The organism is Dellaglioa algida DSM 15638 (genome assembly GCF_001434695.1).
Lineage (GTDB): Bacteria > Bacillota > Bacilli > Lactobacillales > Lactobacillaceae > Dellaglioa > Dellaglioa algida.
This window is the reverse complement of the sequence record NZ_AZDI01000001.1, coordinates 19,586-40,787: the sequence shown is the minus strand read 5'-3', so window position 1 is coordinate 40,787 and position 21,202 is coordinate 19,586. Positions and strand designations below refer to the sequence as shown.

Here is a 21,202-nt window from a genome sequence, read left to right as displayed (position 1 = left end):
AGTTTGATTTTTTTGTGAATTTTTGTGCAATTACTTTCATTACACGATAATTATGTTATATTAAGCATATTAGTCTTTCTTTGAAAAGACAAAAAATTTAAGAAATAGGATGTGTTAGGTTATGAAAAAATGGCTTGTTGCTTTAGCCGGCGTATTATTAACATTTACATTAGCGGGGTGTGGGAACTCAACAGTTGCAACTACCTCAGGTGGTAAAGTTACAGAAAGTGCTTACTATGACAGCTTGAAGAAAACGTCAAGTGGTACATCAATCTTACAACAAATGATTTTGAACAAAGTATTGGAAAAAGAATATGGTAAAGACGTTTCCGATAAAGAAGTTACAAAACAATATGATACTTATAAAGCTCAATACGGATCAAGTTTTTCATCTGTTTTATCACAAAACAGCATGACAAAAACAAGTTTTAAAGCAGAATTACGTTCTAACTTGCTTTTAAAAGCTGCCGTTAAAGATTATAGTGACTTAAGTACTTCAGCTGTAAATAAACAATGGGAAGCTTACCAACCAACTATTACTGTTCAACGCATTCAAGTTGCTAAAGAATCAGACGCCAAAGATATCATCAAACAACTTGATGAACAAAAAACTGCTAAGAAGTTAACTGATAAATTTACTGCATTAGCTAAAGAAAAATCAACTGATACAACTTCTGCAAGTACTGGTGGTACGTTATCTCCATTCAACAACACTGATACAACATTAACAGCAGAATTCAAAAAAGCTGCATTTGACTTGAAGCAAGGTAAATATACGACTACTCCAGTTAAGACAGCCTCAGGTTACGATGTTATCTTAAGTGTTAAGAATGCCGGTAAAGGTAAAAAAGCCGACCATACTTCTGACTTAAAAGAACAAATTGTTACTGAAACTATGGCTGACTCAACTAAATTACAAAAAATAGTTGGTAAAGTTCTTAAAAAAGGTAACGTGTCAATTAAAGATAAAGACTTAAAAGATGTTCTTTCAAGTTACTTATCATCATCTTCATCATCTGCAAAATAATTCATTTAAAACATCAGATTAAATCTGATGTTTTTTTTACAAAAAATAGACTCAATGAAAGGAGATTTGCCTTTCACTGAGTCTATTTTAGTTGGTCTAATTATTTAGTTCATCATTAGTGAGATGCGGTTTATAAAAATTACGACCGTCCATCCCAAAAATCCGTTCAGAAAACTCGCCCTCTTCAGTATGAGCCAGTGATCCCTTCAACATTTGAATTGAAGCATCTAGATTATCAATTTGATGTAAAACGTCCGCCTCAATTAAATGCGGCTGCACGGGTGACCCATATTCCAGTAAACCATGATGAGCAAGTACAACGTGGCGTAATAGAATCATATCTTCAGATTCAAGATTAATTTTAAGTTCACCAGCCGCTTTAACAATTTCTTCATCAATTAATACAATATGTCCAATTAAATTTCCGGCTAATGTATAAGTTGTTGCGACCGAACCCGATAATTCAATTGTTTTACCTAAATCATGTAAGATGACACCCGCATACAATAATGGCGCATTAATTACATCCCCATACTCGGCAACGATAGATTTAGCTAACCGAAGCATTGAAAGCGTGTGGTAGGCTAATCCGCCGGAAAACGCATGATGATTTTTCTTTGCCGCTGGATAACTGAAAAAGTCATCATGTTTTTCAGTTATTAAGTATCTCACGATCCTGTTCCAGTTTGGATTAGTAATTTCGAAGATAACCTTGTTGAATTCTTCTTCCATATCGTCTTTCTTCATTGGCGCGCTAACAACAAACTGGCTTGGGTCGTTAGGTTCGCCTTCTTCAGTCAATCTGATATGATATATTTTCATCTGGGGATTATTTTGATAAACCTCTCGTTTTCCTTTAATGAAGGCTACTTTACCTGTTTGAAATTGCTCAATTGCTTCTGGTGTTGCATCCCAAAGCTTAGCACTAATTTGACCAGAGCTATCCTCAAAATTAAACGCAATAAATTGCTTGTTATTCTTCGTATTTCGAACTTCTGCACTTTTTATTAAAACGAATAGTGCCACGTTTTCATCAACTTTATATTCAAATATCTTTTTTTCTTGTGCCATGTCAATCCTCCTATAGTTTGATTATCTTATCATTATCAAATTCGGCGAGTCCCGAATTATCGGCCGTCAGATATATAATCTGAACTGTCTCACTAATTTCTCGTATGAGTCGCAGAACCGCATTTTTTCTATTTTCATCAAAATTAACAAATCCATCATCAATAATAAGTGGTAATTCAATTGATTCATTAATTGTCATCACTAAAGCAAACCTAAGCGCGATATAAAGCTGTTCTGCTGTCCCTTGTGATAACTCTCCCACTTCAAATGATACCATATCAGAAGAAACGACGGTTAATAATCCCATTGAATTATTTATTTGTTTGAAACGACCTAGTGTTAATAATTCAAAATAATGGTTAGCTAATTTAATCATCTGTGGCATTCTAACACCAGACGAATCTTGTAGCGCCGCATTAATCCAGTTAATCGTTAATTTTTGAGTTAACCATTTATCGGCCAGTTCACTCAAAACAGTTACTTTTTCAGCCAAATCTTGTCGGAGCTCTGTATAATTACCTTCTGCTTTCAAAGTTTGTAACGTTGTTTTTTGATCAATAATAGTCTGATTTAAATCCAAAATATCATTTTGGATTTGAGCTGCTTGCTCTGTGGATTCAACAAGATGCTCGTTCAAAATTTCTTCAGATTCATATGTATCAAGTACTGCTCTAACTTCTGGAGGTAATTGGGCGTTAATCGTATCTAGCTTAGATTTATCTTGAATAAGTTGTTTTTGTGAATCATAATTTTTTTCAAACTGATTAACGTCCGTTAACTGATACTGCGCCAATAATTCATTAATTTGATTCGAAATATCATCGTGTGTTTTATTTTCATATTTTTTTTGCTCATCTAGATAACTCATTTTATTCTTAATCGACTGCGATTCAGTAATTAATGGTTTTAATTTATCATTAAAATCTCTAATTCTAATTAAGCTGTCTGCCAGATTATTTTTATTAAGAGCTAAAAAACTATCGGCAAAATTTGCCTGATTCAGATAGATATTAATTAAATTTAGTAGATTATCAATCTCGATCGATTTTTGATTAACTTGGCTCATCAGAGAATCGAGTCGATTTAAATCATTTTGCATCGGAATCCATTGGTTTTTTGGAAAATTGGTTAATCCATATTGTGCCTGATAATCAGATAACTCATCCGCAACCTGCCTCAATTGTTCCGTTAATTCATCTATTTTCAGTTGTTCTACATTGATTTCTGCACTAATAGTCTGAAGCTCAGTTTGAGCTTGCGTTAATTGTGATGAACTCGGATTACCTTTTAAATTATGCTGTTTAAATGCATATATGGTATATACAATTGCTATAACTGTTCCTAGCCACCCGATTAATTTTGATGGATTAAAGATCAATATACCTAGAACAATTGCAACATCTATTGTACCCATTATCATCATTTGTTGTATAGACCATTTATTTTTTTTCGGTTGATTTTCTTGATTGATTTTTTGATTTAACTCTAGAACGTCCTGCTTTTTCGCAAATTGTTTTTGTTCAACTTTTTGCAAAGTTACTTTATAATTTTCTTCAAGTTTAACTAATTCGACAATTTTTTTAAGATCATCCGTACTAAACGCTGTTGGCATGGTTCCCTGTGAGTTTTGATATTGAATCGTTAATCTTTCTTGTTCAGCTAATAGTTGATCTAAGTTTGTCTGTTCCAATAACGTTTTGTCTAAGCGTTGTTGGTTCTCTGGCAAACGAACAAATAATGTATCAAAAGCATCCTGATTATCTTCATAAAAATTGATCAAATTTAAAGCTGCTAAATTCTCTTGTTCACTTGTTGCACTGTGATTAATTGATTTTAATCTTTCATCGTTCACTTTTTGTTTCCCTAACAAATTTTGCATCGTTTGATAATTATCGCCGGAAATCATTTCATTCCCATCAACTTTTTCTAGCTCATTTGCTAATGTTTTTGACTGCGCATAAATTGGCCAATTTTGTTTTAGTTGTTCATAACGTTGTTTATCCGTTGCCACCTTTTGCTGTGCCGCTTGTAATTTTTTAACCTCTTCATTATTTTGATCTAGTTTTTTCTGCGTTGTTACGTATTCCGGAAATTTCTGTTTAGCCCGATCTATCTTATCAACTAAATTGTTGTATGCTGCAATTTCCTTATTTAACTCCGTTACTCGACCAGCCGGCTTATAGACTTGATCTGCATCTTTTTGTATCTGTTTAATTAACTCTAACCATTCTTGACTGCCAACCGCACCCATAGTCGTTAAGTATTCATTTAAATCTTCATTCGTTAAATCAAACACTTGATTCAACGCCTGTTGATTAAATGAAAATACTTGATTATACAGATTTTCATCCACTGGTTTTAACCACTCCTGTAATTGACTACTTGCGACTCTCGCACCGGACTGATTATTAATAATAGTTACTTTTCCACCGGATTTCCCCTGTGTTCTTGTCAATCTGTAGGAAACGCCGTCTACTAATAACTCTAATTCTCCGCCATATGTAGATGCATCTTTAGGTAAATACTGCTGATATTTCTTTTTAGCAGTAGCAAATCCAAACAGCATACTTAACATAAATGTTGTTAATGTTGACTTGCCCGCCTCATTTAATCCAAATATAACTTGATTCGTCTGACTGAAGTCAAATGTCTTATCGTGCCATTTTCCAAATCCATAAATTGTAACTTTAGTTATTTTCATTATCATGGCCCTCAATCGCTTGATTTTCATGAAGCAATGCTTTCGCACTTTCCTGTAATTCTTCTATGTGTTCCTTACCTAACAGGTACGTATTTAGTTCCGGAATTTGTAATAATTTATCAGCTAGCTCAGTCATTTTATCATTCGTAAAAACACGCTTCGCACTTTTTTCCCAGTACTCCTGGTCAATTGATTCAAAGATCATTTTCTCATTAACCAACATTTTCATTTTAACAATCCAATAATAATTATCTGATGAATGTTTTTGAATCCACGCTGTTAGCAGATCCCCATTTTGAATTCGATTTAATAATAACTCACTAAAATCATCTAAATCGGTTAATTGTATCACCATTAAATACGCTTTATTATCAGAAAATTTTTGGCATTCAAGATCAATTTTATCAATTGCATCTGATAGTGAGTTAATTGTTGCCATAGAAACGTTAACCGTTTCCCAATCAATTGTAGAAGAAGTCACAAATTCAGGAGATAATTTACTTCCTTTGCTATTCACCAAATAAAAGCCTTTATCGCCCGATTCCTTACGATGGCGGCCTTGCGTATTCCCTGGATAGATAATTGGTGGCACTTCACTTAAAACCTGTCGTACGTGAATATGGCCCAGTCCCCAGTAATCATAATTTTTCTGTAACAACTCTTTAATAGTAAATGGTGCATAACTTTCATCGACCGTTGAACTTGACCCTTCATTTGATCCATGGATCAATCCAATATGCCATTTTTCGTTTCCCCGAACTGGGTAGTCTGCAATTTTTGATGGTTCCCATCTATGTGCGTAACTAAACCCAGTTAATTGAACCTCATCACCATTGCCCAAAACATGTGTCACTGTTTCAACTTCACTTGTAAAAAGCGTTACGTTCGAAGGGAATGTCAAATGATTTTGCCTATTATCGGAAAAATCATGATTACCAAAACTTAAGTAAACATTTATGCCGGCCTTTTGAAGTCGTTCACATTGTTCAATTAACGTTGTCTGTGCCACAATGCTCATTTCATCTGAATCATATAAATCACCAACCAGGCAGACAAAATCAACGGATTCGCTAATAGCCGTGTCCACAAGATTGCTCAACGCTTTAAATGTTGATTGATAAATTGAATTCATTAATTGCTTGGGTACATTTTTCAATCCGCCAAATGGACTATCTAGATGTAAATCGGCCGCATGAATAAATTTCATTTTTCTTCTCCTTTATAAAAAAAATCCTGGTACAAAACATAGACTGCTTTGCCCCCAGGATTCTTATTTGAATTAATTACGGTATAAGTCTTGTATTGGTTTTGTGATAATTGAATTGACTTCATTCATAACTTCACTTAATACTTGTTCTTTGGCCATCAAATCTTTAATAGCTTCAAACTCACCAATTTTTTCTGAAAGTTGATGCGCATTTTCAAGTTCTTCATCCGTCATTTCTTCACCATTCATTTGCTTTTGTTGTAACGACATTTGAATTGTTTGAAATTCCTTAAATAATTTATACGCTTTTTCATCTTCTTGCATCTTTGTATAAGCTAATTTCAATGCCTTATATTCTTCTGTTTTACTAAGATCTTGCCCCATTTGGTTCGCTGTATCATAAATATTAACAACCATGTCTGATTCCTCCAATAATAGTTTATATTAACCTAATCAGTGTATCATTTTTAGGCATAATTTGCATTGATTTATTCTAATTTCCGAACATACCTTTAAACCCATCGCTAAGCCATTTTTGGGCTTTTTTGGCAGTATCTGATAATTTATTTTTTATTTCATCTGTTTGCTTTTCAACTGACCCTAAAATACTTTCTCCATCGTCATTCGAAGTTGTTTTATTCGCCAATTCATTAGCCGATTTTGTTGAAAAACTTGTTTTAGCTGTATTGGGTAGGATTCCTGTCATTTCACTTTTAAATAATGAGTTAACAATATCTCCACTTAAATTTTTCAAATAGTGCGTATCGTCCGTTGTATCAAACCCAACCCATGTTGCTACAGTTACGTCTGGTGTGTATCCAACAACCCATTGATCCTTTGTTCCATTTGTAGAACCTTTTTTTGCTTCAGTACTCCCAGTTTTTCCGGCAATTGTGTATCCGGACGGCGCGGCTGACTCACCAGTTCCTCCAGATTCAAAGACACCCATCATCATACTTGTCATTGATTTAGCTATCTTACTGCTCATAACCTTAGTTTCACCATCATCCGAATTATTAACGACCGTTTTACCAGAAGCGTCGACAATTTTAGTGATAAAATGAGCCTTTTTTTGGACACCGCCATTAGCAAATGCAGTGTATGCACTAGCCATTTCATATGGTGAGACCCCGGTTGTTAATCCGCCTAAAGCTAAATCTAAATTTTTATCGGAATTTTTGACTGGTATGCCAAACTTTTTAACCGAATCATACCCTTTTTCAACGCCAATTTTATTTAGTAACCAAACTGCTGGCGCATTTTTACTAAGCGCCAACGCTTGGTACATTGGAATTTTTCCTGCATATTGATTATCATAATTATTAGGTGAATAATTATTTGAGCCATACGATTGTTTTTTATCTTTTAATTCCGAATCGTAAAAATAACCATCCTCAAGTGCCGGTGTATAAACTGCAATTGGCTTCAAGGTAGATCCAGGCTGCCGATTAATCTGCGTTGCTCGATTATATCCTCGGAAGACATGTTTACCTCGACCACCAACAATTGCCGTAACACCACCCGTATTTGAATTAATTGCGACAGAACCACCCTGGGCTTTCGTTCCATCATCGGCGTCTAGTGGAAATAACTCTGAATTGTCAAATGATGTTTGCATCGTCTCCTGATGCGTTTGGTCCATTGCCGTATAAATTTTATAGCCGCGGTTCATAATATCAGATTCAGTTAATCCGTAATTTTTAATTGCTTCACTAATGATAGCATCAAAATAATAAGGATATTTATAGCCCGATTGATAATCATATGTGTCATTCAACGTAATAGCAGTCTGCTTAGCACCCGATAATTCAGAACCAGATATTTTTTTATTCTCATACATGACGTCTAACACAATATTTCGTCGTTGTTTTGCTGCTACAGGATGATCTATTGGGTTAAATGCGCCCGGAGAGGTTAGCATCCCTGCAATGACGGCTGATTCGCTAACAGTTAAATCTGAGGCACTCTTTCCAAAATATTTTTTTGATGCATCTTGGACACCCCAAACTCCGTTACCAAAATACGCATTATTTAGATACATCGTCAATATATCATTTTTTGAGTATACCTTCTCTGTCTGAACCGAAATAAATATTTCTTTCGCCTTACGACTGTACGTTTGTTCCTGAGACAAAAATGCATTCTTAACTAGCTGCTGCGTAATTGTACTTCCGCCACCACTAATTTCATGGCTACCCATCAACCGATTTTTAACCAAAGAAACAGCAGCACGTGCCATCCCCTTAATTGAAAATCCGTGTTCATGATAAAAATTACGGTCTTCCGATGACAGGACCGCATTTTGAATATTCGGTGAAATTTTTTCCAATGAAACATAGGTCCCTTTTTGGGAGTAAAGTGATCCCGCTTTGTCACCATCTTTATCAAAAATTTCAGTTGATTGTTGTAAGGCAGATTTTAGCCCTCTGACGTTCGTCGTTTTCGCTACATAAGTTAAATACGCACTGGAACCTAAAATAATTGTTAAAATTAAAATGGTTACCCACTGCCATCCATGTAAAAAATGCCAAGCCCTCTTAAACCAATTTTTAAATTGGATTAAATGCGTTACAAGCCAATTTTTATCTTCAGTTTTACTTCTTTTATTTTCATTTTCCATAATTTATCCTCATACTTAATCTTAATCTCTTACATTATTTTACCATAGCTCTGTATTTAAAGGCTAAATGCCAAATTTATTATGATATTTTTAAGTACTTAAAAAAGATCAAGAAATAGCTTTCGCATTTCTCAATCTTTAATTATTTAAACTAAATTATCCGGATTCGCATGATTCATAAAAATGGTATGCACGCGTTGAGCAGCTTGTTCATTGGGACTGATAATCATGATTGTATCATGACCAGCTACGGTTCCAACAATATCGGAGAAACCAAAATCATCAATAATCGCTGCCAGCAGATTCCCATTACTTGGGATTGTTTTAACGACGTTCATAAATTGAATTTCAGTGATACTAGTGACCACCTCAAAAATAATTTCAAACAGATGAACCTCTTCACTGAGATTACCTGATTTAAAAATCGCATACTTCAAGTTTCCTTGCTCATCTTGTGCCTTAACAATTTTCATTTCTCGAATATCTCTAGAAATGGTTGCTTGAGTCGCCTTGATGCCCGTACGGTCCAATTCTGAAATCAGTTCATCTTGTGTTGCGATTATTTTTTTATTAATTAACTGTTCAATTTTAGTTTGACGTATCTCTTTCTTCATAAGAATCCCTCTTTGAATGAGTATTTATTCTTAGTATAGCAAAATACATCAAAATACTGAAATAATACGATTAATTAAGCACAATTTTATTCATTTTATTGAATTTTGATTCAAATATAAACATTCCTGAGTCTCTGCCAATGTACCCTTCTCCGATTAAATTTTGAATAACACGCCCAACTGTTTCACGTCGCGTTCCACTAATCGTTGCAATGTCCTCATGTGTGATGACATAGGGAATTCGTAAACTACTTTCACCATGCTTATCGGCTAAATTTTCGCTTAAATATTGTAATGCCTGCGTAATTCGAGTGGTCGTATTACTACATACCGTTCTTAATCTTAATATCTCAGAATTATTTAAAATATTTTCAAATTGTTCAAATAAGTATGCGGATACTTCATAATGAGTCTTAATTAGCCGTTCAATCAGTTTTACGGGAACTTTTGCCACCGTTAATCTTGTGGCAGCACGACTTGAAACGGTGTAGTATTCACTTTGCAACATGCCGCCAATTGGAAATATTTGATTTGGCGTCGCATACATATAATTTTGAAAAATACCCGCACGATCACCGCGCTCAATTTTAACGAGCCCATCCAATACAACATAAATGAAATCGCGCTTATCATTAACATCAAAAATGACGTTCCCCTTTAGAAATCGTTTAAATGTGATTTGCTCCAAACAAGCACTTTGCTCATCCCCATTTAAACACCCAAATAACTTATGATCAGAAATTTCTGATCGATACCTCTGTACTTCTTTTTCTGTAATCATCCCTTTACTCCCTTAATTACCCATATTTACGATGTATAACTATCAACACTATCAGATTAAATATGGAATGTCGATTTATTTTTTCGGATTTTGGAGACCCTGGTTTATTTTTTCGATTCACTGATAGTCCTAAATCGTTAAACTAATATTATCAAAAATTAAAAAATCAATTAGTCTCATTCGCACACTCAACTTGTGTCCAAACGCACAATTAGCACGAGAAAGTATACCTACCAACATCTAACCAAAATAAAAAAGTTAACAATTAAGTTAACTTTTTTATAAATTACATTTCTTTTGGTGCATTTACACCCAATAAGCTTAACGATTCTGTTAAAACAACGCTCACACTTTGAACAAGTGCTAAACGAGCTAGTTTTTGATCATCATCAACTAATATTTTTGAATTTGCATAATACTTGTTAAATGCTCTTGATAAATGAATTGCGTATTTCGCTACAACAGATGGTTCATATTCCTTAGCAGCACGTTTGATGATTTTAGGGAAGTCACCAAGTAACTTAATCGTATCCCATGCAGCAGGGTCAGAAAGTTCATTGTTACTTTCACTGATTGTAACGTCACCTGCTTTACGGATAATACTTTGAGCTCTAGCATTTGAATATTGCACGTAAGGTCCCGTTTCACCTTCAAAACGAACAACTTCTTCTAAAACAAAATCAAAATTATTCATACGTTCATTTTTCAAATCATGGAAGATAACGGCACCAACACCGACATCCTTAGCAACTTGTTCAGCGTTTGGCAAATCAGGATTTTTATCTTGAATTTGCTTTTTAGCAAGGTCCGTTGCATCATTCAAAACTTCTTCAAGTAAAATAACACGGCCTGAACGAGTTGATAATTTCTTACCACCTTGTGTAATTAAGCCAAATGGAATATGGTGCATATCGTCTGACCAATCGTTACCCATTTCCTTTAAAACTGCCTTTAACTGTTTAAAATGATTAGCTTGCTCATTTCCAACAACATAGAGTGATTGAACAAAATTGTATGTTCGTTTACGATAAATTGCAGCAGCTAAATCACGGGTAATATAAAGAGTTGCCCCATCAGTTTTTTGAATTAGTGCTGGATTTAAATCATATTTTTCAAGATCAACAATTTCTGCGCCTTGACTTTCTTTTAATAAATTTTTATCCTTTAACATGGTTACGACTTCATCCATTTTATCATTATAAAAGGCTTCCCCTTTAAATGAGTCAAATTGAACACCAAGCATGTCATAAATCTTGTTGAAAGCAGACAATGATTCTGCACGGAACCAAGTCCAGAGTTCAATAGCTTCTTCATCACCATCTTCGAGCTTTTTAAACCAGGCACGAGCTTCAACGTCTAATTCTGGATTTTCTTCAGCTTCTTTATGGAAACGGACATAGTATTCAAGCAATTTATTAATTGGATCAGCCTTAACTTCGGCCTCACTACCCCATAATTTATAAGCTGTAATTAACTTACCAAATTGAGTTCCCCAATCACCCAGATGATTAATTTTAATTGGGTTGTAATTGATTTTTGCCAAGATATTCGCAATTGAATTACCAATTACTGTTGAACGTAAATGGCCCATTGAGATGGGTTTAGCAATATTAGGTGATGACATATCAATAGGAACATTACCCTCATGACCAACGTCTGATGCGCCATACTTACTTCCGTTTGAAAGGACTTGTTCAATGATATCTTGGCTAAATGCAGATTTGTTCAAGAAAAAGTTAACATATGGACCAACTGCAGCAACTGACTCAAATTGACTCTGATCAATTTGTTCCACAAGATCTTTAGCAATCATTTGTGGCGCTTTTCTAAAGGCCTTAGCTAATGCAAAAGCTGGAAATGCGTAATCTCCCATCTCAGAACTTTTAGGGATTTCAATTTTGGCAATAATTTCTTCTTCAGTTAAGTTCCCATCAACGATAGCAACCAATGCTTGTGCAACTTGTTGTTTATAATTCATTTTCCATTCCTCCTAAAATTGTATAAAAAAAGCCCCTTACAAATAATTATGTAAGAGACGAGAATTCCCGCGGTACCACTCTAATTGATTAATATCCACTCAAAGTATTCAGTTATTTCTAAAAAGTACGATTCAACTAACGCTTTTATCTAGCTTCCATCAACCTAGACTTGCTTTGAAATTAATTAGTTTACTAGCTTTTATTATCGAATTTATAGTTTGATTGTAACAAACTACTACAAAAAAAGATAGTTATTTCATAATTTATATTCACTTTTACCAAGTCATATTATCCATCGTACCGGTCTAAGATTTTGATTATTTATACAAAAAGGTTCTTAGATAACCTTCAAATTTGAAGGTTGTCTAAGAACCCACTCACACTTATTTATTCAAATACAAATTGATTATTATACAATTCTGAATAAAAACCTTTTTGATCTAATAATTCTTGATGATTTCCTTGTTCAATAACTTTTCCATCTTTTAAAACAACAATTTTGTCAGCATCTAAAATTGTTTTTAAGCGATGGGCAATAACAAAACTAGTCCGTCCTTGAATAACTGTATCCATTGCTTTTTGAATCTTAGCTTCTGTTACCGTATCAACATTCGAAGTGGCTTCATCTAAAATTAAAAGCGTTGGGTTAGTTAAAATAGTTCTAGCAATACTAATTAATTGTTTTTGACCGGTTGAGAAAACAGAATTTTCATCTGAAACTTTTGTGTCGTAACCTTTATCCTGACTCATAATGAAGTCATGGATATTAGCCTGTTTAGCAGCAGAAATCATTTCTTCATCTGAGGCATCAGGTTTACCGAAAACAATATTATCACGAATAGTCCCCGAGAATAGAACACTCTCTTGAAGAACAATTCCAACATGGTCACGCAGACTTTGTAGTTCAAGGTCTTTAACGTTTACACCATCAAATTCAACCGAACCACCAGTAACGTCATAGAATCGATTCAATAAATTCATAATAGTCGTTTTACCCGAACCAGTTGGTCCAACCAATGCGACCATTTCACCTTTATCAACGTTAATGGAAACATCATGTAATATTTCTTTATCAGGACTATATCCAAAATCAACATTCTTTAATTTAACACCATCTGTTAAACCTGTTAATTTTTGTTTGTCTTTTGAGTTAACTTCATTAGGTTCATCAAACATCTCGTTCAGTCGACCAGCACCCGTTATGGCAAGCTGGAACATGCTGTATAGCGACGATATTTGTGAAATTGGTTGGTAAAATTGTTGTGAGTATTGAACGAACACAACAACAAGTCCTAAAGCAGTTGTACGACCCATATCACCATTCAATGCTAACCAACTACCAAAGAAAATAACGATAGCTGTATTAACCAATGAAAGACCATTCATAACTGGGAATAACATTCCTGAGTATACTTGCCCTTTAAAGGTTGCTTTACGAACATTTTCGTTATATGGCAAGAATCCATCAATGGCATCTTTTTGAAGACCATTAGTGATAACAATTTTTTGACCACTAATTTTTTCATTGATGTACCCATTTAACTTACCAACTTCTTTTTGTTGGATATCAACATACTTACGTGTTTTAGCAATCAAGATCACGGCAAGAATTACTGCAATTGGCGTTGACGCAATCGTCACCCAAGCCAATTGAACGTTTTGTTGGAACATCATAATAATAATCCCAATCATTAGGGCAATATTACTCATAATTTGTCCTAAAGCTTGATTCAACGCATTCGAAATATTATCTAAATCACTTGTAAAACGACTTAAGATATCTCCATCTTTATGTGAATCAAAAAAACGAATAGTCATTTTTTGTAATTTTCCAAACAACCCTTTTCTCATTCTGTTTGTTGAATTACCTGTAATAAATGTCACAATTATATTTGAGAAAAACATCGCAATAATTGAGAAAATAAAGAATAAGAATAACATCCATAATGAACTTACAAAGTTACCTTTATCACTTACCCCTCTTGTCAATCCAATCACATAATCAGCTAAAGCCGTAATTGCTTTCCCCATATACACGGGTGCTTTAACTTGGAAATAAGTTGACGCGATGATTGCGATAGTCATAACCGTAAATCCTAATTTATAGCTTTTCAAGTAATGGAAGAAGAATGCCATAGATCTATTTATATCTTTCATTAGACAGTCTCCTTTCCTTTTTGAGTGTTATAAATTTCTTGATAAATTTGACTGTTTTCAACTAAGTCTTTATGTGTACCCTCGCCAACCAATTCACCGTCATCCATGACAAAAATTCGATCAGCATTAATCACGGATGAAATTTTTTCAGCGATAACAAATGTTGTAGTTGCTTTTAATTCATTATTTAACGCCTTTTGAACTAATTTTTCAGACTGCGCATCAAGTGCTGATGTTGAGTCATCCAAAATTAAGATTTTGGGTTTACCGATAACGCCACGCGTAATTGATAAACGTTGTTTTTGACCACCCGAGAAATTGGCAGAGCGTTCTTCAACTTCTGCATCATAACGTGCCGGTAAGCGATTAATAAATTCAGATGCCTGCGCAATTTGACTTGCAACATCCATATCTTCTTCAGCCGCATCTTCTTTACCTTGGCGTAAATTATCTGCAATAGTTCCAGAAAATAAAATAGCCTTTTGTAAAACAAACGCAACTGTTTTACGTAATGATTTTTCGTTGATATCTCTCAGGTTCTTTCCACCAACTTTAACCATTCCTTCTTGAGGATCAAATAATCTTGGAATCATTTGTGCCAATGTCGTTTTACCTGAACCCGTGGCTCCAACAATCCCAATCATTTCTCCAGGTTTAACCTCGAAGTTAATGTGTTTAAGCGTTGGTTTATCGTCGCCTTCATATGAAAATGAAACATCTTCAAAACTAACAGAACCCGTTAAATTTTCTTCTGGGACATCTGTGTAGTAAATATCTGGTTCTTCGTCCAAAATTTCACGTAATCGTTTAATTGAAACCATTGCACGAGCACTGAAGGTCATCATCATTCCACCAATAATAATAGCAAACATAATTTGCATCAAATAATTAATAAATGATGTAATAGCCGTCACCGTACTTGGATCCGCCTTAGCTAAGTCACCTACAAAATAAATGGCGGCTACAACAGCCATGTTTCCGATTAACGTAAATGCTGGAATTAAAACAGAGAATAACGTCCCAACGTAAATATTTTGTGCATTTAAATCATCGGAAACTTTATCAAAACGTTTTTCTTCATTCGTTTCTTGATTAAATGACTTAACAACACGCACGCCCATTAGATTTTCTTTTGCTAACTCATTTACACGGTCAATCAATCCTTGCATAAGACCAAAATGACGTCCCATGCGACCAAAAGTTAACATTGAAATACCCAAAACAGCCACAATTAATATAACAATAATCCACCATAAATCAGGAATTGTATCCATTGCCAAAATAAATGCACCAACAAAAAGTATAGGTACTCGAATAAGTGTCTGTAAAATTGTCATAATTAATGTTTGGATTTGTGTAATATCATTGGTAAGACGCACCACAATATTACCAGCCTGGAATCGTTCGATATTACCAAACGAAAATGTTTGAATCTTTCTAAAAGCTGTTTCACGAATATCCGCACTCATTGATTGCGCTACTTTTGCTGAGAGTATCGTATTCACGACCCCTGCCAACAAACCAATAACGGCAACAACGATTAAGTATATGCCAAGAGACGTAATCTTATCACCTTGATCTTTCAAGATAGCATCGATCACTTTTTGTAACAATTTAGGTTGCCATAATGTGGAAACGGCCATAATGACGACCATGACAACTGCCCAAAAAATATCTACACGGTATTTTTTAGCATGTTTTAGTAAAATATCCAATTTCTTCCCCCTTAATTCTGTACACTTTTAAATGTTATTTTCAGTAAAAAATAACTAATATCAGTTACTAAACCTATCAAAAATAACGCGCAATTGCAATCATTTTGATTAATTCTTAACCTTTTTTCATTAAAAAATGACACAAAAAAATCCAAGATTAATCATCTTGGATTTAAATAGACTTTATTCGACTTCTTTTAAGCGGGCGACGAGAATCGAACTCGCGACATCAGCTTGGGAAGCTGGAATTTTACCACTAAACTACGCCCGCAGAACGTTGCTTAGTATAGCATATTTCCCCATCTTTGTCATAATTAATTAAGCCAGCTCGTTTTCCGACTTTTGTTCAAGATCTAATCGTTTCAAATTTTTAACGGCTTTCACGTATGAATAAATCAAAACGACACATGATCCACCCCACGCTAACGGATTTGCAAAACACGCCCCGGCATACCCAAATACTCCAGCCAAAAAGATTGCCGCAAAAGATCGCATTAATAACTCAACAACCCCTGCAACTGTGGGTACAATACTTTGTCCTAGTCCTTGAAGGGTATACCTAATAACAAACAAGACTGATAACAGAAGATAAAACGATCCGTTAATATTAAAATAAACCTGTGATAACGCCACGACTTTTGGTGCGTTGTTCCCAACAAACAAAGTCACTAACTGCTGTCCAAATAATATAACTAATAAACTCGCGATAATGCTAAAAGTTCCTGACATTAATAAACATTTTTTAACCCCGTCTAAGACACGGCTATATTTTTTCGCACCATAATTCTGGGCCGTAAAAGTAGCCATCCCAATTCCAAATGACATCATCGGTTGCGTAGACAGTTGATCAATCTTTGATGCGGCGGTTGTACTTGCAACCGCGGTAGTACCCAACCCATTTAATGCGGATTGCAACATAATCGCGCCAATCGCAATAATTGAGGCTTGAAAAGCCATTGGTAAAGCAACGTAAAGATGTTCATTAATATTTTTCATTGTAATTTCTTTAAAATGATGATGACCAATATGTAAGATCGGAATTTTCCGATAAATATAAACTAAACAAAATACAACCGAACACGATTGCGCAATGATTGTTGCAAAACCAGCTCCCGCTACGCCCCAATGGAAGACTAAAATAAATAATAATTCTAAGCCAACATTAATAATACTAGCAAATATTAAAAAATATAGCGGTGTACGACTGTCGCCTAATGCTCGAATAACATTCGATAAAATATTAAACGCCATTGACGCAAAGATACCACCAAAAATGATACTTATAAACGTTTGAGCATCTCCAAATATTTCGGGTGGCGTCTTCATAAGTGTTAAAATATCTTTTACAAAAAATAAACTGACTGCTGTTAAAACAATTGTCGCAACTAAACTAATTAAAAGACCAGCCGCAAAACTCTTTCTAACGCCACGATAGTCTTTCGCACCAAAACGTTGCGCGGTGATGATAGACAAGCCAGCAGTCAATCCTTGTGCAAACCCAATAATTAAAAATTGAATACTCCCGGTTGATCCGACTGCGGCCAATGCGTCTACACCTAAAGTTTGTCCGACGATTAATGTATCCGAAATACTGTACAATTGTTGAAATAAATTACCTACCAATAATGGTATTGTAAACATAAAAATTAATTTTGCTGGATTACCCGATGTTAACGATCGCAAATAAGCCCCTTCTTTACTCTAAATTTTGTTTAATACCCTTTTTCGTTCAATAATAAAATAAATTTTTTCTTGAATTCCGCCCTGTCTTGATTAGAAAATGCACTTGGTCCTTTTGTTCGTTGACCTGATTTTCTTGCCATAGCGCTCATATATCTTGAATCCAACATGCGGTCAATATTATCATTTGTATATTCAAAACCTTTATGGTGCATAACAATCACTCCTTTAGGTAATAAGAGTGATGCAAGTCCATAGTCTTGCGTAATAACGATATCCGTCTTTTCGGCTAATTTAACAATTCGATAATCTGCCGCATCCGGTCCCTGATCCACATAACTAACTGAAACATATTCGGGATATTCCTTGGTCGAAAAATGTGGCGTACTTGTTATCAACAAGACGTTGATGTTCCTGAGTCCTGCTTCAGCAATGACTTCTTTTTTTACTGGAGACGCATCCCCGTCAATAATAATTTTCAATTTGTGACCTCTCACATCTAGTAAAAAAACCTTCAAAGAATGACCTCTTGAAAGTTTTATTTAGCTTCTGATTTTAATAATGCTTTAATAGCCGGAATTTGGCCCAAACTATCGATGGCATTACTAGGCATCACAACAGTATTCGCATCGCTTTTTGCAAGCTCTTTAAATGCTTCAATGTTCTGACTAATAAAATAACCATCATGAACTTTATTTAATGAAAGATTAACGGCATCAATTCGGTATGCTTCAGCATCGGCGGTCTTTTTAACAGCCTCCGCTTTAGCTTGTGCAGAATTAACCCATGCATCGTTATCAGCCTTGTTTTTTAGCGCAACTGATTTACTGTAACCTTCGGCCTCAGCAACGGTTGCATCACGATTTCTAGCAGCCTTCAATAATTTATTCATTGAATCTTGAATTTCAACTGAAGGTTTAACCGTGTCAATGTTGATACGGTCGACATTTAAGCCGTACCCGGCTGTAACATTTGAAATTTCGCCAAACAAGCCGCGGTTAATTTCTTGCGTTCCGTTTAAAACTTCATCCAACATTTTATTTCCGATAATACCACGCAATGATGCACGTGTATCCTGTATCATACTGCGCACAGAATCCTCATTTTTAAATACAAAATCCTGAATATCAGTAACGTGATATTTCAACGAAATTTTAACTTCAATCTCAGCGTTATCTTTTGTAATAACCACCTGTTTATCAAGATCTAGAGGTTGTTGCGCCGTGCTGACACGAATTACGGAAGAAATAAATGGTTTAATGAAATGCAACCCTGGAGCTAACGTCGTCTCATATTTTCCTAGAGTGATGACAACCCCTTGATGTGGTTGTCTAATAATTCTAATTGTTGCGGGTAAAATAAGCACCAATAAAACAACAATAATAATAACAGCTAAAAGCCCCAACATAATATATAACCACCTTTATATTTTTTTGACGTTTAATCCTTCAACATGTGTGCCGATAATCTGAACGGTATCCCCAATTTCCAATGTTTCCTCACTGAAGTAGTGGTAATAGATACCAAAAAAAGTAATGGTTCCTTGAATATTGTCATGATCAATTTTAAATTTTCGATTAATTAGTCGCTCATCAATAATTGATTCCTTATCCATCTGAAAACCCTCCATTTGTTACTCTTAACGTATCTTATTTAGACCACAAAATCAATTTATTCTATTGTCGAAAGTAAATTCTTTACGATCTAAAATAGTCACTTTCTCTATATGTTTTTCAATTTGCTTATCCTCAGGTGGTAACTGTAAATAATCACCGTATAGACGGCTCAAAATAGCATCGTAAGCACTTAGAATCGTTACCGTAAGGTTTTTCAAAAGGAACTTCAACTACGGTTGCCAATTCCTTTTCTGAAAGCAATTCTTTTTCATATGAGTACTGTGAAGCTAAATTTTTATATTCTTGAATTGTCTCATCTTGATTGTAAGTCCTTGCTAGCTCATCTCTTTTTTCTTTATATTCCCTTGTTTTACGACTTTGGTCAGGTTGCATCTTTCTAATTTTTGCGGTAATTTCAGTGTCTATCAATCGATAATTACTTGCTAAAATAATTTTAGCATTAAGATATTTATATCGAGACTGTTGAATCGACCGTTCAACATCTCCCATCGGTATTTTATCAAACGGAAAGATATCAACAAAGACACCTTTTCTCGCATCATTTATATTTCTTTTCTCTTCAATATATATTGACTCATCTAGTAGTTTTGCGTAACCAAACGCGTAGTTTTGGTCACTTTGATCCGTTTGTAGAAAATAATAAGGCTGACTGAGCTCAGCAGGTGCAACCTGTAAGAATCGGTCGTAATCCTCCCGTACCATACCAATATCGACATCATCATCCCATGGAATAAATCCTTGATGCCTGACCGCGCCAAGTAAACTACCACCAATCATAAAATATTTAATTTGATTTTTTTGACAAATTTCAATAATTTCCTGAATTAAATCCAATTCCACTTTGTGTAGTTCTTCAATTTCCATTTTTATCACCCTATGTCGTCTGATTTCTTTTCCTAATTGTACCAAATTAAATACAAAACACGAAAATATTTAATTTCTATTAAGCTAATCATTTTCATTACTTTATTTATTCGCGTCATGTTATGCTTAATCTATTAAATAAAAGGGGTGTCCAAATGCAAGAAACCATTATTGACTTAATCGGCCAACATGGCTATCTAGGTGTTGCGTTACTCATCGCAATTGAAAACATTTTCCCACCTATTCCTTCCGAAATCATTTTAACGTTTGCTGGATTTATGACATTATCAAGCAATCTTGAACCAGTTGGTCTCATCTTATCCGCTACGGTCGGCGCGACCATTGGTGCTTTAATTCTATACTCCATTGGCCGTTTTTTAAGTACTGACCGCTTAAATCGTTTTTTTGCGAGTAAGTATGGCTCATGGCTTGGTCTAAAACCGGTTCATATTGAAAAGGCCACCGAATTTTTCGTAAAATATGACAATCGAGCCGTTTTCTTGGGCCGTTTCGTGCCAATTGTCCGCAGTTTGATTTCAATACCCGCTGGTATTACAAAATATAAGTTACGTTTCTTTATTCCATTAACATTCTTTGGAACATTAATCTGGAATACTGCGTTGATTTATCTTGGCGCATTTGCCGGTAATGCATGGGCAAAAGTTGCTGCAACGGTTGATATTTTCGCCACATTAGTTGGGATTGTTTTAATCATCTTGTCATTCTTTGGTATTTATAAATTAATCAAATTAAATAGAGACAAAAAAAACGATTAAATTCATTATTTGAATTTAATCGTTTTTACTACTTTTATTTTTCAAAAAGTTGGGTTAATCTTCCGCAACATCGATAGCTTCTAATAAAATGTTCAGTTCTGAACATTCTCTTTCAAGCGATTTTTCCTCTTGGAAAAAGCTATCTCGAATTGATGATTGTTGTCTGTTTCCAATGTTACTTCTAAGATCAGCAAGTTTTTGCATTGCTGCTTGATACTCACTCATAATATCAAGTTTACACCTACTCATTATGTTACGCCTCCGAATGATGACAACTATTTGTTGCCAGTATTAATTATTTATAAGGTCTAATTTAACACTTTTTCAATTGCTTGTTAACCCCTTAAATATTACCGTTCTGTTACAAAATAAA

The 21,202-nt window shown here is 34.7% G+C and carries 18 protein-coding genes and 1 tRNA gene; 2 read left to right on the top strand and 17 right to left on the bottom strand.

The window, feature by feature from the left end:
* The first annotated feature begins 121 nt into the window (after positions 1-121).
* A complete protein-coding gene (locus FC66_RS00240) occupies positions 122-1,027 on the top strand; it encodes a peptidylprolyl isomerase (RefSeq protein ID WP_057973358.1) in 906 nt (301 codons plus the stop codon).
* 96 nt (positions 1,028-1,123) lie between these two features.
* Here FC66_RS00240 and FC66_RS00235 read toward each other — a convergent pair whose 3' ends face one another.
* The 16 genes from FC66_RS00235 to FC66_RS00160 form a co-directional block, all read right to left on the bottom strand.
* Entirely contained in the window at positions 1,124-2,098 is a 975-nt protein-coding gene (locus tag FC66_RS00235) for a 3'-5' exoribonuclease YhaM family protein (RefSeq protein WP_057973357.1), read from the bottom strand.
* Positions 2,099-2,108: 10 nt separating this feature from the next.
* Positions 2,109-4,799 carry an ATP-binding protein gene (locus tag FC66_RS00230; protein WP_057973356.1) on the bottom strand — a complete coding sequence of 897 codons (2,691 nt, stop codon included), beginning with the start codon at positions 4,797-4,799 and terminating at the stop codon, positions 2,109-2,111.
* Positions 4,786-6,006, bottom strand: coding sequence for a metallophosphoesterase family protein (locus FC66_RS00225; protein WP_057973355.1), 1,221 nt, complete (start codon positions 6,004-6,006; stop codon positions 4,786-4,788). Before FC66_RS00225 ends, FC66_RS00230 begins: the two co-directional genes overlap by 14 nt.
* Positions 6,007-6,078: 72 nt before the next feature.
* A complete protein-coding gene (locus FC66_RS00220) occupies positions 6,079-6,423 on the bottom strand; it encodes a YlbF/YmcA family competence regulator (protein WP_057973354.1) in 345 nt (114 codons plus the stop codon).
* A gap of 76 nt (positions 6,424-6,499) precedes the next feature.
* Positions 6,500-8,626 (bottom strand): PBP1A family penicillin-binding protein, encoded by a 2,127-nt coding sequence (locus tag FC66_RS00215; RefSeq protein WP_057973353.1) that lies wholly within the window; start codon positions 8,624-8,626, stop codon positions 6,500-6,502.
* Between the two features lie 146 nt (positions 8,627-8,772).
* Complete coding sequence (locus tag FC66_RS00210) at positions 8,773-9,240, bottom strand: arginine repressor (RefSeq protein WP_057973352.1); 468 nt, start codon at positions 9,238-9,240, stop codon at positions 8,773-8,775.
* A gap of 70 nt (positions 9,241-9,310) precedes the next feature.
* Positions 9,311-10,021, bottom strand: coding sequence for a Crp/Fnr family transcriptional regulator (locus FC66_RS00205; protein ID WP_057973351.1), 711 nt, complete (start codon positions 10,019-10,021; stop codon positions 9,311-9,313).
* A gap of 286 nt (positions 10,022-10,307) precedes the next feature.
* Positions 10,308-11,999: an arginine--tRNA ligase gene (argS, locus tag FC66_RS00200; protein ID WP_057973350.1), complete on the bottom strand. Its 1,692-nt coding sequence runs from the start codon at positions 11,997-11,999 to the stop codon at positions 10,308-10,310.
* Between the two features lie 388 nt (positions 12,000-12,387).
* The gene (locus FC66_RS00195; RefSeq protein ID WP_057973349.1) at positions 12,388-14,157 is read right to left on the bottom strand and encodes an ABC transporter ATP-binding protein; all 1,770 of its coding nucleotides are present in this window, start codon (positions 14,155-14,157) and stop codon (positions 12,388-12,390) included.
* The gene (locus FC66_RS00190; RefSeq protein ID WP_157051979.1) at positions 14,157-15,812 is read right to left on the bottom strand and encodes an ABC transporter ATP-binding protein; all 1,656 of its coding nucleotides are present in this window, start codon (positions 15,810-15,812) and stop codon (positions 14,157-14,159) included. Before FC66_RS00190 ends, FC66_RS00195 begins: the two co-directional genes overlap by 1 nt.
* A 260-nt stretch (positions 15,813-16,072) precedes the next feature.
* Positions 16,073-16,143 (bottom strand) — tRNA-Gly (locus FC66_RS00185).
* A 47-nt stretch (positions 16,144-16,190) separates the two neighbouring features.
* Positions 16,191-17,555, bottom strand: coding sequence for an MATE family efflux transporter (locus FC66_RS00180; protein ID WP_057973347.1), 1,365 nt, complete (start codon positions 17,553-17,555; stop codon positions 16,191-16,193).
* A 29-nt stretch (positions 17,556-17,584) separates the two neighbouring features.
* Positions 17,585-18,034 (bottom strand): YaiI/YqxD family protein, encoded by a 450-nt coding sequence (locus FC66_RS00175; RefSeq protein ID WP_057973642.1) that lies wholly within the window; start codon positions 18,032-18,034, stop codon positions 17,585-17,587.
* 56 nt (positions 18,035-18,090) lie between these two features.
* Positions 18,091-18,960 carry an SPFH domain-containing protein gene (locus tag FC66_RS00170; protein ID WP_057973346.1) on the bottom strand — a complete coding sequence of 290 codons (870 nt, stop codon included), beginning with the start codon at positions 18,958-18,960 and terminating at the stop codon, positions 18,091-18,093.
* A 15-nt stretch (positions 18,961-18,975) separates the two neighbouring features.
* Positions 18,976-19,167, bottom strand: a complete 192-nt coding sequence (locus FC66_RS00165; RefSeq protein WP_057973345.1) for a hypothetical protein — start codon at positions 19,165-19,167, stop codon at positions 18,976-18,978.
* A gap of 154 nt (positions 19,168-19,321) precedes the next feature.
* Positions 19,322-20,053: a LicD family protein gene (locus FC66_RS00160; RefSeq protein WP_235804028.1), complete on the bottom strand. Its 732-nt coding sequence runs from the start codon at positions 20,051-20,053 to the stop codon at positions 19,322-19,324.
* A 155-nt stretch (positions 20,054-20,208) separates the two neighbouring features.
* On the opposite strand from FC66_RS00160, the gene FC66_RS00155 reads away from it, so the two are divergent.
* On the top strand, positions 20,209-20,829 hold the full coding sequence (locus tag FC66_RS00155; protein WP_057973344.1) for a DedA family protein: 621 nt from the start codon (positions 20,209-20,211) through the stop codon (positions 20,827-20,829).
* Between the two features lie 54 nt (positions 20,830-20,883).
* Here FC66_RS00155 and FC66_RS00150 read toward each other — a convergent pair whose 3' ends face one another.
* On the bottom strand, positions 20,884-21,078 hold the full coding sequence (locus tag FC66_RS00150; RefSeq protein ID WP_057973343.1) for a hypothetical protein: 195 nt from the start codon (positions 21,076-21,078) through the stop codon (positions 20,884-20,886).
* Between the last annotated feature and the right edge of the window lie 124 nt (positions 21,079-21,202).

Coding starts and splice junctions, on each gene's coding strand:
- FC66_RS00220 (WP_057973354.1), bottom strand. CDS start 6,423: ATGGTTGTTAATATTTATGATACAGCGAACCAAATGGGGCAAGATCTT.
- FC66_RS00150 (WP_057973343.1), bottom strand. CDS start 21,078: ATGAGTAGGTGTAAACTTGATATTATGAGTGAGTATCAAGCAGCAATG.
- FC66_RS00160 (WP_235804028.1), bottom strand. CDS start 20,053: ATGGAAATTGAAGAACTACACAAAGTGGAATTGGATTTAATTCAGGAA.
- FC66_RS00230 (WP_057973356.1), bottom strand. CDS start 4,799: ATGAAAATAACTAAAGTTACAATTTATGGATTTGGAAAATGGCACGAT.
- FC66_RS00225 (WP_057973355.1), bottom strand. CDS start 6,006: ATGAAATTTATTCATGCGGCCGATTTACATCTAGATAGTCCATTTGGC.
- FC66_RS00235 (WP_057973357.1), bottom strand. CDS start 2,098: ATGGCACAAGAAAAAAAGATATTTGAATATAAAGTTGATGAAAACGTG.
- FC66_RS00190 (WP_157051979.1), bottom strand. CDS start 15,812: ATGGTCGTCATTATGGCCGTTTCCACATTATGGCAACCTAAATTGTTA.
- FC66_RS00155 (WP_057973344.1), top strand. CDS start 20,209: ATGCAAGAAACCATTATTGACTTAATCGGCCAACATGGCTATCTAGGT.
- FC66_RS00215 (WP_057973353.1), bottom strand. CDS start 8,626: ATGGAAAATGAAAATAAAAGAAGTAAAACTGAAGATAAAAATTGGCTT.
- argS (WP_057973350.1), bottom strand. CDS start 11,999: ATGAATTATAAACAACAAGTTGCACAAGCATTGGTTGCTATCGTTGAT.
- FC66_RS00205 (WP_057973351.1), bottom strand. CDS start 10,021: ATGATTACAGAAAAAGAAGTACAGAGGTATCGATCAGAAATTTCTGAT.
- FC66_RS00165 (WP_057973345.1), bottom strand. CDS start 19,167: ATGGATAAGGAATCAATTATTGATGAGCGACTAATTAATCGAAAATTT.
- FC66_RS00170 (WP_057973346.1), bottom strand. CDS start 18,960: ATGTTGGGGCTTTTAGCTGTTATTATTATTGTTGTTTTATTGGTGCTT.
- FC66_RS00195 (WP_057973349.1), bottom strand. CDS start 14,157: ATGAAAGATATAAATAGATCTATGGCATTCTTCTTCCATTACTTGAAA.
- FC66_RS00240 (WP_057973358.1), top strand. CDS start 122: ATGAAAAAATGGCTTGTTGCTTTAGCCGGCGTATTATTAACATTTACA.
- FC66_RS00210 (WP_057973352.1), bottom strand. CDS start 9,240: ATGAAGAAAGAGATACGTCAAACTAAAATTGAACAGTTAATTAATAAA.